This window comes from Vibrio kyushuensis, from assembly GCF_050337325.1.
Taxonomy (GTDB): Bacteria; Pseudomonadota; Gammaproteobacteria; order Enterobacterales; family Vibrionaceae; genus Vibrio; species Vibrio kyushuensis.
The window spans coordinates 383098-397324 of sequence record NZ_JAKJSV010000003.1 but is presented as its reverse complement, the minus strand read 5'-3'; the positions used below and the strand labels follow the sequence as shown (position 1 = coordinate 397324).

The following is a 14227-nucleotide window of genomic DNA, read 5'->3' as shown; positions in this document are numbered from 1 at the left end:
CTTATTGTGCCTGAACGCGAAGTTCAGCGGCGCTACGACTTTGGTGACCAAGCAGAGTGTTTAGATCTGCAGCTAATGGTTTCACTAGGTAGAACTTAGGAATCCATGCATCGAAGTTCGCCAATATATTTTCAGCGTGGGTTGATCCTGTCTCTTCTAAGTGCTCTGCAATAAGCCCTCTTAAGTGCTCTTGATGGATATAGAGATCGGATAGAGATATAGCCTCAACAGACTCGTTATTGACGCGACCTTCAAAGTCACTATTTTTATCCATAACGTACGCAAAACCGCCAGTCATTCCTGCGCCAAAGTTAACGCCCGTCGCACCGAGGATCGCAATAATGCCTCCGGTCATGTACTCACAAGCGTTATCACCCGCACCTTCAATAACTGAAATAGTTCCGGAGTTACGTACACCAAATCGTTCACCAGCGGTACCAGCAGCAAAGAGTTTCCCTCCAGTTGCGCCATACAAACAGGTATTCCCAATGATGGTGGCTTCATTACAAACAAACGTTGTTCCTGTATGAGGCTTAATCACGATCTTGCCGCCTGCCATACCTTTACCTACATAATCGTTGGCATCACCGGTGAGGTAAAGCTCAATGCCTCCTGCGTTCCAAACGCCAAAGGATTGCCCTGCGGTCCCGTTTAGGTTGAGTTTGATTGGTGAGGTTGCTACGCCTTGATTACCGTAACGTTTGGCGACTTCACCAGACAGACTTGCACCGATAGAGCGATCGGTATTGATCACGTCGTAATAAAGGTTGAGTGGCTGTTTAGATTCAATCGCTGTTTTGGCATCCTCAACGATCTTTTGATTGAGTTGTGCCTTATCAAATGGAGAGTTTGGTTCTGTCCAAAAGAGTGGGTGATCTTGTGGTGAAACTGGTTTCTCTAAAATATTAGAAAGATCGAGTTTATTCTGTTTGGCTGTTAGACCTGAAACAGCATCGAGTAAATCAGTTCGCCCAATTAAATCGGTTAGCTTCTCAACGCCGAGTTCTGCGAGATGAACTCGAACTTCTTCAGCAAGGCCCGTAAAGTAGTTAACCACCATATCGGGTAACCCTTTGAAGTACTCTTTACGTAGGGTTTCATCTTGCGTTGCAACACCGGTTGCGCAGTTGTTTAGATGGCAGATACGTAAGAACTTACACCCGAGAGCGACCATAGGTGCGGTACCAAAACCAAAACTTTCAGCACCTAAAATGGCGCCTTTGATGACATCAAGACCAGTCTTAAGACCGCCATCGACTTGTAATCGGATCTTATGTCGTAGCCCATTTGCAACCAGTGCTTGCTGCGTTTCTGCAAGACCAAGCTCCCATGGACATCCCGCATATTTTACCGAGGTTAATGGACTCGCAGCAGTGCCGCCATCGTAGCCTGATATAGTGATTAAGTCGGCGTATGCTTTAGCGACGCCCGTAGCAATAGTGCCGACACCAGGTTCAGAAACAAGTTTTACAGAGATCAGGGCTTTAGGATTAACTTGCTTCAAATCGAAAATCAGCTGAGCGAGATCTTCAATCGAATAAATGTCGTGATGAGGCGGAGGAGAGATGAGTGTCACCCCTTGCACTGAATAGCGAAGTTTGGCTATCTCTGCGGTGACCTTATGCCCTGGAAGCTGACCACCTTCACCGGGTTTTGCTCCTTGTGCGACTTTAATTTGCAATACATCAGCATTGGTTAAGTAGTGAGGTGTCACACCAAAACGGCCCGAAGCTATTTGTTTGATTCGAGAGTTTCGGTCAGTACCAAATCGACGAGGGTCCTCACCACCTTCACCAGAGTTTGAATAGCCACCCAGTTTATTCATCGCCATGGCTAAGGCTTCATGAGCTTCAGGGCTAAGGGCACCAATGGACATTGCAGCCGAATCGAAGCGCTTAAATAACTCACTAGCGGGTTCTACTTTTTCTAACGCTAACGGCTTATCTGATTTATTCAGTTCCATTAAGTCACGCAGCATTGCCGCAGGGCGCTCGTTGACCTGATTAGCGTATTGCTGATAATCAGCTGATTCGCCTGTTTTTACTGCTTGTTGCAGTGTGCTGACGACATCTGGGTTATAGGCGTGGAACTCACCATCATGGACGTATTTTAACAATCCACCGTGATCAATTGGTTTGCGTTTAGCCCAAGCTTTACGAGATAAATTGAAAAGATCTTGTTGGAAGTCTTCAAAGTTCGCTCCTTGGATTCGTGAAGCAACGCCTTTGAAACAGAGCTCTACGATATCTTGATGAAGACCGACGGCTTCGAATAGCTGTGAACAACGGTAAGAGGCGATCGTTGAGATCCCCATCTTCGACATGATTTTGAATAACCCTTTGTTGATGCCATTCTGATAGTTCTGCATCACATCGCGATAGCTTTTATCAATGCCACCATCATCGACAATTTTACCCAGTGATTCATAAGCAAGGTATGGGTAAATTGCAGTGGCACCAAATCCTAAAAGTACTGCGAATTGGTGGGGATCACGTATCGCTCCTGATTCAACAATAATATTGGCATCACAGCGAAGGTTTTCATTGGCTAATCGAGTTTGAACCGCACCTACTGCCATTGCTGCTGGTATAGGAAGTGTTCCTTTTACTAAGGCTCTATCTGATAATACAATCAGAACACTTCCTTGCTTAACCGCGTTGACGCTAGCATCACAAAGCGAAAGAAGCGCCTGTTTTAAATCAGTCTTCTCAGGGTTGTAATTAATATCTAATACAGTGTTCTGGTAATATTTACTGTCAAGATTAAGTAACTGTTGCATGTCTGAGTAGAGTAGAACAGGGGATGCAAAACTCACACGGTGAGCATGCCCATCTGTTTCACAAAATACGTTCATCTCTTGGCCTATGCTGGTTGCCAGAGACATAACGTGCTTTTCACGCAATGGGTCGATAGGTGGATTGGTTACCTGTGCAAACTTTTGACGGAAATAGTCAGTAACAAGGCGAGCTTTGGATGAAAGTACCGCCATTGGCGTATCGTCACCCATTGAGCCTGTTGCTTCTTGTCCCATATCGCCAAGAACACGTAATACTTGATCCACTTCTTCGTTACTCATCGCAAACTGTTTTTGATAAGTTTTAAGCTGATCTTCGTCTAGTGTTCGCTTTCCAACTTGATCGTCAGGAAGCTGAGAAAAAGGTGTTAATCGATGTACATTCTCTTCCATCCAGTTCTTGTAAGGGTGGCGGGTTTTTAGATCATTATCGATCTCACTGGATTGCCATAGCTTCCCTTTTCTGGTGTCGATAACCAGTAATTCTCCCGGTCCCACTCGGCCTTTTTCTGCGACTTCATCTGGCGCGTAATCCCAGATCCCAACTTCTGAGGCTAACGTAATTAGCTTATCTTTGGTTATCACATATCGGGCAGGACGCAGGCCGTTACGATCGAGATTACAAGCTGCATACCGTCCATCCGATAGTACAATCCCAGCGGGTCCATCCCATGGTTCCATATGCTTTGAGTTGAAATCATAGAAGGCACGAAGCTCAGGATCCATGTCTGGGTGGTTTTGCCATGCGGGCGGTACGAGCATGCGCATCGCCCTAAAGACGTCCATTCCGCCAGCTAAGAAGAGATCTAACATGTTATCGAGGCTTGATGAATCGGAGCCTGTCTCATTAACAAAAGGTGCCGCAGTTTGAAGATCGGGCAGTAGCGGCGACGCAAATTTATAAGCTCGAGCTTTGGCCCATTGACGGTTGCCTTCGATGGTGTTTATTTCACCATTGTGCGCTAAGTAACGGAAAGGTTGAGCCAATGGCCAACGTGGCTGGGTATTGGTTGAAAATCGTTGGTGGAATAGACAGATCGCCGACTCCATTCTGAGATCAGCAAGATCAAGGTAGAACCTTGGAAGGTCCGCAGGCATGCACAAGCCTTTATACACCATGACTTGAGTTGATAGGCTACAGATATAAAATTCGTTATCGTCGAGGATCTGCTTCTCGATGCGTCGACGTGCAATGTATAGACGTCTTTCGATATCTCGTTCACGCCAACCTGCAGGGGCTGATACAAAGACTTGTTGGATATTGGGCAGTGAGTCTACAGCGATAGGGCCAAGGACATCGGAATTAGTTGGAACATTTCGCCAACCGGCAACGGTGAGTGTCTCTTTTGCCAGTTCACTGTTAATTATTTCTTGCGCTCGTTGAGCTTTAGCACTGTCTTGGCTAAAAAAGATCATACCAACAGCGTATTGACGGCTTAGCTTGAAACCGAGTTCTTCGGCAATGAGACGTAAGTAACTGTCGGGCTTTTGTAGTAGTAGACCGCAACCATCTCCAGTTTTGCCATCGGCTGCGATACCGCCTCGGTGTGTCATTCGGTCAAGTGCTGAAATGGCGGTGCGTACTAGTTTGTGGCTTGGTTCGCCTTCCATATGCGCGATTAGGCCAAACCCACAGTTATCTTTCTCAAGACTTGGATCATATAAAGCCATTGCAATTCTCCCTTTGCTTCTCTGTCATCCAGACAGTAAATGACTAACTATTCGTTATTGTTATTATATTTGCTTAGTTATGCGACAAAATACCTTTTTGATTTAACAATTTTCATTAACTTTGATATCAATGAATTCACAAAGTATAGGTTATTATAAAAAAGGTCAAGTTCTTGGATGGTTATCATGTTGCACTGCGATTTACCGCTTAATACTCTGAAATATCATGTATATTCATGAGGATAGGGTTTGTGATTTTACATTTTAGTAACATAAACCTAAAGGGGGAGGAAATAAAAAAGCCAGCAATCAATGCTGGCTTTAGATGGTAACTCGTATTGAGTTTAACGCATGATTTTAGTTAGAAAGCATTAATGAATCCGCTTTAGCTTCTAAGTTTGAGTTACCAAGTAGGTATTTATCAATCGCAATGGCACACTCACGGCCTTCGTTAATACAACGAACAACCAGAGATTGGCCCGTACGCATATCACCAGCGGCAAAGACACCTTTTTGATTGGTCGCGTAACCTTGGCTAGCCACGTTTCCACGTTCATCGAGTTTAATGTCGAGTTGCGCTAGAACACCACCCGGTTCAGGATGTAAGAAGCCCATTGCTAGGAACGCTTGATCACATGGAATCACACGTTCACTACCAGCAACTTCTTCAAAACCAGGACGTTCACCAGGCTTAGCATCTTGCCAAACGATATCAGCAATACGTAGACCTTCAACTTCACCTTTATCATTACCGATAAACTCTTTGGTCAAAATATTCCAGTGACGCTCACAGCCTTCTTCGTGAGAAGTGGTTGTCTTCATGATCATTGGGTATTGCGGCCAAGGCATATTAACCGGACGTTTCTCTGGTGGAATCGGCATGATTTCAACTTGAGTAATACTTGCTGCACCATGACGGTTTGATGTACCCACACAGTCAGAGCCAGTATCACCACCACCGATTACCACGACGTGTTTATCTTTAGCATGAATCTCTTCTGTTTTAAGATCCATGTCGTTGGCACGGCGGTTGTTTTGACCAAGAAATTCCATCGCAAAATGCACGCCGGTTAACTCACGTCCAGGAATTGGTAAATTTCTAGGTACCGTTGAGCCACCAGTAAGCAAGACTACATCGAAATCTTGGCGCAATTGCTGAGCGTTAATATCAACACCGATATGAGCATTTACTACAAACTTAACACCAGCTTCTGCCATTAGGTTTGTTTTACGGTCGATGACATCCATGCCTAGTTTGAAGTCAGGAATACCGAAACGAAGCAATCCACCAACCTTCTCATCACGTTCAAAAACAGTCACGCAGTGACCAGCACTGTTTAACTGCTCTGCAGCAGCAAGCCCAGCAGGACCACTGCCAATGATAGCAACGGTTTTACCCGTGCGAGAGCGTGGTTTTTTAGGCTTTGCATAACCTTCACGGTAAGCGGTTTCTACAATCGTCTTCTCAATGTTACAGATAGTGATTGGATCTTGGTTGATACCAAGAACACATGCACTTTCACAAGGAGAAGGGCAGACACGACCTGTAAATTCAGGGAAGTTGTTTGTCGAGCTTAGAATATTCCAAGCTTCTTCCCAGCTATCACGAAAAACAGCATCGTTGAATTCAGGGATAATGTTACCAATTGGGCAACCGCTGTGACAAAACGGCACACCGCAATCCATACAACGAGATGCTTGAGTTCCAATTTTGTCACCAAACTCTTCGTTAAGAACAAACTCTTTATTGTTCTCAATACGAACAGAAGGGTCGAGCTTCTTAGGAAGCTCGCGACCATGTTCTAAAAATCCAGTAGGCTTACCCATTATACTGCCTCCACTTGTTCCGTTTGTGCTTGCTCAGCGATCGCTTTACGCTTTTGAAGAACCGCTTTGTAGTCACGCGGCATCACTTTCGCCATAGAGGCTAGGTTCGCTTCAAAGTTGTTTAGGAAAGATTGAGCAACTTCACTTCCTGTGAATTTCACATGTTTAGTTAGCATATCTAGCAGTAGAGCTTTGTCTTCTTGCTCGATAGGGTCGATATCAACAAGCTCAGCGTTGAGCTTAGTATTGAAGTCTGCATCTTTGTCCCAAACATACGCTACACCACCACTCATACCAGCGGCGAAGTTACGGCCTGTTGAGCCTAAGATGATAGCGACACCACCAGTCATGTATTCACAACCATGGTCACCAACGCCTTCTACAACAACACTTGCGCCTGAGTTACGAACACAGAATCGTTCACCTGCCATACCGCGGATATAAGATTCACCCGAAGTTGCACCGTAGAAACATACGTTACCTACGACGATATTATCTTCAGCGACGATGGTTGACTTAGTATCTGGATAAAGAACAAGCGTACCGCCTGATAGACCTTTACCCCAGTAGTCGTTCGCATCGCCTTCAACTTCAAAGTTAACGCCTTTCGCTAGGAAAGCACCAAAAGATTGACCAGCAGAACCGTTGAACTTAACGTTCATTGGTTGAGGTAAGCCTTTGTCTTTGTAGATCTTAGAAATCTCATTTGACAGCATTGTACCTGCGCTTCGATCAGTATTGATGATCGGGAATTCAGCGCTAACGGCTTCACCTTTCTCAAGCGCTGGAGCAGCGGCTTGAATCAGTTTGCGGTCAAGGACGTCTTCAAGGTTATGGTTTTGTTGTGTCTGGTTATAAATCCCATCATTCTCACGAGCCGGTTCAATGTGTAGAACAGGTGTCAGATTTAGGTTTTTATATTTCCAGTGAGCAATGTCTTCACGAACTTTAAGCTTCTGAGATTGGCCGACCATCTCTTCGATAGTGCGGAAACCTAGTTCAGCCATGATTTCACGTAGACCTTCTGCCATGTATTGGAAGAATGTAACAACGTCTTCTACACGGCCATCAAAGCGCTCACGTAGTGTTTTGTTTTGAGTTGCGATACCAACAGGGCAAGTATTTTTATGACACTTACGCATCATGATACAACCTTCAACAACGAGTGCTGCTGTGGCAACGCCCCATTCTTCAGCACCCAATAAAGTAGCAACAGCAAGATCGCGAGGTGTCTTCATCTGACCATCTGACTGTACAACGATACGGTTACGTAAGCCGTTTTTCAGTAGAGTTTGGTGCGTTTCCGCTAGACCAAGCTCCCAAGGTAGACCCGTATGGCGAATTGATGACATTGGTGATGCACCAGTACCGCCATCAAAGCCTGCGATAAGTACAACATCAGCTTTGGCTTTAGCAACACCCGATGCGATCGTACCTACACCCGCTTCAGACACTAACTTAACGTTTACACGGCCAGCGCGGTTTGCATTTTTCAGATCGTAGATTAGCTGAGCTAGATCTTCGATTGAGTAGATATCATGGTGTGGTGGTGGTGAAATTAGACCAACGCCCGGAGTTGAGTGACGTGTTGCACCAATCCAATCATCGACTTTATCACCCGGTAGTTGACCACCTTCGCCCGGTTTCGCACCTTGTGCCATCTTAATCTGAATCTCTTCAGAGTTTGTTAGATAGTAAGACGTTACACCAAAGCGACCAGAAGCAACCTGTTTGATTGCTGAACGTTCCCAATCGCCATTTGCGTTAGGTTCGAAACGAGCTGGATCTTCACCACCTTCACCGGAGTTAGATTTTGCTCCGATACGGTTCATTGCAACAGCAAGTGTTGAGTGAGCTTCGTAAGAGATAGAACCAAATGACATAGCACCAGTAGCAAAGCGCTTCAAGATGCTTTCAATTGGTTCAACTTCTTCAACAGGAATAGAGCCCGCAGGGTTTTTCACAAAGTCTAATTGGCTACGTAGTGTTGCCGCGTTATCGCCTTGTGAGTCAACAGCACTAGTATACTCTTTAAACTGAGAGTAATTCTTCTCACGAGTAGACTGTTGTAGAAGTGAAATGGTTTCTGGGTTAAACAGGTGTTTTTCACCACGCTGTTTCCACTGATAAACACCACCCACATCAAGAACCTGTACTGGCACTTCACGAGTTGGGTAACCAAGACGGTGACGAATCAAAACTTCTTTCGCAATATCGTCAATCGTTAGGCCTTCGATACGGGTAACCGTACCAGTGAAGTATTTATCAACAACAGATTTGCTGATACCAAGCGCTTCAAAAATTTGAGCACCGTGGTAAGACTGAAGTGTTGAAATACCCATCTTAGAGAAGATTTTCAGCAGTCCGCCATTCACACCCTTACGGTAGCTTTCGAACAGATCTTTCGGTGATGCTGAAGGATCAAGCTTCTTAGTGCGCTGTGATTCAACAATCGTTTCAATTACTAGGTATGGGTTAATCGCGTTTGCGCCATAGCCAATCAGTGTTGCAAAGTGGTGCGTTTCACGCGCATCACCCGTTTCAACAACGATGTCACACTTAGCACGTAATCCTTTACGGATTAGGTGGTGGTGTACTGCGCCTACAGCAAGCATCGCTGGAATAGCTGCGTGGTGCGAGTTAACGGCACGGTCAGTTAGCAATATGATTGAGTAGCCATCAATAACAGCATCTTCAGCGTATTGGCAAATACGTTTAAGAGCACGCTCTAGCTTGCCGTCATCACCGTTTGCTTGGAAAACTATATCAAGCGTTTTAGCTTGTAAGTGCTCGTTATCAATCGCACGCAATTTCTCTAACTCTGAGTTAGACAGAATCGGTGATTCAAGCTCAACCTTCTGACAGTGTTCAGGTGTTTCTGCTAGTAGGTTCTGATCTTTACCTAGGTAAGTGTTCAGAGACATAACCATGCGCTCACGGATCGGGTCGATCGGTGGGTTGGTTACTTGAGCAAACAGCTGTTTAAAGTAGTTTGAAAGGTGCTGAGATTGATGGGACAGAATCGCAAGTGGCCAGTCAGCACCCATTGCAGAAAGAGGTTCATACGCAGTTTTAACCAGCGGGATGATGATCTCATTCACTTCTTCAGAGCTTACGCCAAACGACTGTTGACGGTTAAGCAATTTTTCTGGAGAAGGTTGGCTGTATTGGTTTGTTGCTTCTGGTAGCTTGTTCAAGCTCAATAGGTTTTCTTCAACCCATTGCTCATACGGCTGACCATTGGCAATGCCATCTTTGACTTCTTCATCAGAGATGATGCGACCTTGTTCTAAATCGGCAACAAAGATACGACCTGGCTGTAGACGACCACGGAACTCGACGTTCTCAGGTGCAATCTCAACAACGCCAGACTCAGACGCCATTACAAGGAAGTCATCTTTAGTTACTGTATAGCGAGATGGACGAAGACCATTACGGTCAAGCGTTGCACCTACTTGAACACCATCGGTGAAACAAACAGAGGCTGGACCATCCCACGGTTCCATAACGTTCGCGTGATATTGATAGAACGCGCGACGAGTTGGATCCATGTTTTTGTTTTCTTGCCATGCTTCGGGAATCATCATCATCAATGCATGTGGCAGGCTACGACCAGAAAGAACTAGGAGCTCAAGTGCCATATCAAAGTTTGATGAATCTGAACTACCTTCTTGACAGATAGGCAGCAGCATGTCGATTTCAGCTTGAGTAAAGAGATCTGATTCAATGATCGCTTCACGAGCCTTCATCCAGTTTAAATTACCGCGAACAGTGTTAATTTCACCATTGTGGGCAATATAACGGAAAGGCTGAGCTAAACGCCAACGTGGAAATGTGTTGGTTGAGAAACGCGAGTGAACAAGTGCTAGCGCTGTTACCATCGTAGGGTTTTGCAGATCTAGGAAGTACTGCGGTACTTGTTCTGTGGTTAGTTGGCCTTTATACACTAATGTCTTGTAAGACATTGAGTTGATGTAAAAATCATCGCCAATATTTGAGATGCTTTCTAGGCAAACACGAACAGTATAGTTACGTAGAACATACAGTTTACGCTCAAGCTCTTCAGGTTCTGTACCTGGACCACCAGAGATAAAGACATGTTCAAATTGAGGTTCTGTGCTAAGAGGGTCAGCGCCAATCATAGAGTTATCTGTTGGCAGCTCACGATAACCCAAAACTTCAAGATTAAGTCGTTGAGCGTTACGTTCTAAAATATCTCTACATTGGGCACGTTTGTGTTCATCTCTAGGGAATAGAACAACACCGACACCGTACTTTTCAAAAGAAGGCAGTTTAATACTGTGCTTAACAGCTTCTTCTAAAAGAAATTCATGAGGTTTTTGCAGTAAAATACCTGCGCCATCACCACTACTTGGGTCACAACCTTGACCGCCGCGGTGCTCCATACGAGCTAGCATATCGAGCGCTTGAGTAACGACATCGTGCGATTTACGGTTTTTTAGGTGAGCGACAAAACCGATACCACAAGCGTCATGCTCCAGCTCTGGAGTATACAGACCTTGCGCTTCCTGCTCTCTATCTACCATAGATTACATCCTTCCAGTTAAATATTGACGCAACATGCCTAAGTCCAACTTAGTGTTGAGTCTGTTCCTTTATTTTTATGAATCTAACCAACCAGTGGTGGTTGGCCTGAGTCCTTTCTGTCTCTCGCTGAAATATATGGCGAGAAAAACAATCCTTGGTGAAATCCAATTATTTACAATCACAATCCAGTGATTTATATAGGTGGGAGGTAGGATTCACCGATTTATCCGCAACTAATCTTGTAATAAAGATCACAATTTATACGGCATTGTGTAAGTATCCTACAATTTTGTCGAGGCTGATTGCAATGAAAACTCACTGCCGTCGTGCTTTTTTTTAGTTAAAAAATGCATAATATAGATAACATTTACGCAACAAGAGTGTTTTTTGCCAATAATTCTGCATGTTTATTGATTTTTGATAGTTATTACCTTTAGCGGGTTAATTATGATGCGTGACTTTCTCTTGCAAGGAATGTAATTAACTTTCAGTGATCGAATTGAGAATGGTTTCGTTTAAAGAGTATCGATAAATACAGTTGTGGTTTATATATGCAGTTACATGAGTTAGTGAATACCATTGGACAAGATTTACAGCGCCGTTACGGTGAGAAAGTACATAAACTGACGTTGCACGGTGGCTTTAGCTGCCCAAATCGGGATGGGACCATAGGCCGTGGTGGCTGTACATTTTGCAATGTATCTTCATTTGTTGACGAGCAAACACAAGTCCAGAGTATTGTTGACCAACTGACCGACCGAGCAGGAGAAATCAAACGAGCACGCAAGTACCTCGCTTACTTTCAAGCCTACACCAACACCTATGCCGAAGTTCAAGTACTGAGAAACATGTATGAAGAAGCACTAAAAGCGGCTGATATAGTGGGTTTGTGTGTCGGTACTCGTCCTGATTGTGTCCCAGATGCTGTATTAGAGCTGTTATCTGAATATGTCGATAAGGGGTATGAGATATGGCTAGAATTGGGTTTACAGACTGCCAATAATCAGACATTAAAACGTATTAATCGTGGTCATGATTTTGAGTGTTACGCTGACATCACCAAACGCGCTCGCGCTTTAGGCGTAAAAGTATGTACTCATCTTATTGTAGGTTTACCCAAAGAGACTCGCAGTGACAATCTTGAGACGCTACAAAAAGTACTCGATGTTGGTACAGATGGAATCAAGCTTCATGGGTTACATATTGTTGAAGGCAGTACAATGGCAAAAGCGTGGCGTGCCGGAAAACTAAAAGCGCCAGAGCTTGATGAGTACGTATCTATCGCTAGCGAGGTGATCCGGATGACACCACCAGACATCATTTACCATCGCGTCTCTTCTGCGGCTCGTCGTCCAACACTGCTTGCCCCCTTATGGTGTGAAAACCGTTGGCTAGCGATGACCGAAATCGGCCGGGCTCTAGACAGTGATGGTGCTCAGGGTTCATTAATTGCTCAGCCATTTATTTATTCAAAACCCGTGTTAGCACAAGAATAGTCAGCGAGAAACTGATATCTTTCGTACCCTTTAGAGTATGGATACACTAGGGTTATTTGTTTCAATGGAAGTATGGTTAAACTGGTTGTGGAATGTGACCGATGGTCACGGATTAGATGTGATCATCATTGCTTTGTCTATTGCATGTGTGGTGATCATTTATTCCCGATATAACAGATACATCGAAACACTCGTGCAGGATGTTCCAGCCGCCTTAATGGTGGTTAACGCCAGAAGTGGTGAATTGCAGCTATCTAATCGTCTTGCCATGCAGTTGCTGGGTATTCGACTCATCGGCCGATCATCTTTCTTTCCTAAGCATATCCCTAATAAGTTCATTCTTAACGAGCTTGAAAGCTATACTTCCGATCAGTTTCAATCTCATCAACTTCAATGGCCGGTCACTTCGCAAACGAGCTTGCCTATCTCTTTAACAGGGAGAAAGGTGACCTATCGTGGCCAGTCGGTCTGGTTGATTTATGCATTCCCTAAGCAAGCCTCCACAAGAGAGCTTCAAGACCAAATTAATTCACTGTCTACGGCTAAAACCGCACTCGATTCCTTATCTGAACTTATCTTTGTAAAAGGTCTCGACGGTAATATGGTTTTTAGTAATCGATCTTTTGATGCTTTTTGGTTAGATCGAAAAGAGGAAGGTAGTAAAGATATTAAAGGGGCTATTCGAGGTCGAGCAAGTAAGCGACATTGGACAACCTCTCCTGACGGTCAAGGTTGCTTACTTGAAACATATCAAAACTTATTAATGTCGCCAGAGGGTGAGCAGCTAGGGATTTTAGGCATCAGCCATGATGTAACGGATTGGCACAATATTCAAAAGAATCTCAGTGATGAAATGGAGAAGCGTAAAGATACGGAAGTGGCACTAGCCAAACGCGATACCATTCTACAAGTGATACTTGAGTCTAGTCCTGACTCCATTGGAATATTTGATGAGAATATGGTGTATCAGGCCTGTAATGAACCATTTGTTAAAGATCTGGGTTTAACAAAGGTGGATGACCTTATCGGTCGTCGGCTTGATGAGCTTATTCCAAAGCAGTTATATGAACGTTTTTCTGATTCAGATAAACGCGTTCTTAGTGAGGAGATCTCACTTCGCTATGTGGACAAAGTTATGGGTTCAGATGGGCATGAGAGATGGTATGACGTTGTTAAGTCACCGTTCAGAGAGCCAACCTCTGGTACCAACGGAGTATTGGTTATGTCGCGAGATATTTCAGAGCGATACTTGGCTGAACAAAAATTAGCAGAAGCAAACCAAGAGCTAGAACGATTAAGTTTAATTGATGGGTTAACTCAGGTATCTAATCGTCGTCATTTCGATTCACAATTAACTACATTGTGGTCTATTCATGTTCGGGAGAAGCAGCCTATGTCAGTGCTGCTGTGCGATATTGATTTCTTCAAAGGATATAATGATTTCTACGGGCATCAGAAGGGAGATGAAGCTCTCAAACTAGTCTCTAACGCTTTTAAGAGTGTATTAACACGATCTTCTGACTGTGTCGCTCGATATGGTGGGGAAGAGTTTGGTTTTATCCTACCAAATACGACAACGGAAGGTGCTTATAATGTCGCAGAGAAAGTTCATGCTCAAGTTAGAGCCCTTATGATTGAACATAAAGCTTCTAGTGTGGCTTCACATGTCACTGTCAGTCTAGGGCTAGTCTCAATACTTCCATCTCCGACAGATTCAATGGAATCGATCGTAGCAATGGCCGATAGCGCCTTGTATCAAGCTAAGTCGGATGGCCGCAATCGAACTAATATCCATGTTAGCACTTTATAAATACTTGATTATTAGTGGCTAAACCCATAACCCAGAAGGGCATGGATGTGATGCACTTAGCTTACCTATCAAGAGTAAAAA

At 44.3% G+C, this 14227-nt stretch carries 5 protein-coding genes; 2 read left to right on the top strand and 3 right to left on the bottom strand.

Annotation, left to right across the window (positions count from 1 at the left end):
• Position 1: 1 nt before the first annotated feature.
• The 3 genes from gltB (L4D20_RS08230) to gltB (L4D20_RS08220) all read right to left on the bottom strand — a co-directional run bounded on the left by gltB (L4D20_RS08230) (position 2) and on the right by gltB (L4D20_RS08220) (position 10839).
• Complete coding sequence (gene gltB / locus L4D20_RS08230) at positions 2-4465, bottom strand: glutamate synthase large subunit (protein WP_428801097.1); 4464 nt, start codon at positions 4463-4465, stop codon at positions 2-4.
• A gap of 357 nt (positions 4466-4822) precedes the next feature.
• Positions 4823-6292 (bottom strand): glutamate synthase subunit beta, encoded by a 1470-nt coding sequence (locus tag L4D20_RS08225; RefSeq protein WP_428801096.1) that lies wholly within the window; start codon positions 6290-6292, stop codon positions 4823-4825.
• A complete protein-coding gene (gltB, locus tag L4D20_RS08220) occupies positions 6292-10839 on the bottom strand; it encodes a glutamate synthase large subunit (RefSeq protein ID WP_428801095.1) in 4548 nt (1515 codons plus the stop codon). Before gltB (L4D20_RS08220) ends, L4D20_RS08225 begins: the two co-directional genes overlap by 1 nt.
• 552 nt (positions 10840-11391) lie before the next feature.
• Between gltB (L4D20_RS08220) and mnmL the strand changes: the two genes are divergently transcribed.
• Both mnmL and L4D20_RS08210 read left to right on the top strand, forming a co-directional pair.
• Positions 11392-12336: a tRNA modification radical SAM protein MnmL/YtqA gene (gene mnmL / locus L4D20_RS08215; RefSeq protein WP_428801094.1), complete on the top strand. Its 945-nt coding sequence runs from the start codon at positions 11392-11394 to the stop codon at positions 12334-12336.
• Positions 12337-12400: 64 nt separating this feature from the next.
• Positions 12401-14146 carry a diguanylate cyclase domain-containing protein gene (locus tag L4D20_RS08210; protein ID WP_428801093.1) on the top strand — a complete coding sequence of 582 codons (1746 nt, stop codon included), beginning with the start codon at positions 12401-12403 and terminating at the stop codon, positions 14144-14146.
• Positions 14147-14227 lie beyond the last annotated feature (81 nt).

Bases quoted from the DNA above. Each gene is read 5' to 3' on its own strand.
- gltB (WP_428801097.1), bottom strand. From the start codon at position 4,465: ATGGCTTTATATGATCCAAGTCTTGAGAAAGATAACTGTGGGTTTGGC.
- L4D20_RS08210 (WP_428801093.1), top strand. From the start codon at position 12,401: ATGGAAGTATGGTTAAACTGGTTGTGGAATGTGACCGATGGTCACGGA.
- mnmL (WP_428801094.1), top strand. From the start codon at position 11,392: ATGCAGTTACATGAGTTAGTGAATACCATTGGACAAGATTTACAGCGC.
- gltB (WP_428801095.1), bottom strand. From the start codon at position 10,839: ATGGTAGATAGAGAGCAGGAAGCGCAAGGTCTGTATACTCCAGAGCTG.
- L4D20_RS08225 (WP_428801096.1), bottom strand. From the start codon at position 6,292: ATGGGTAAGCCTACTGGATTTTTAGAACATGGTCGCGAGCTTCCTAAG.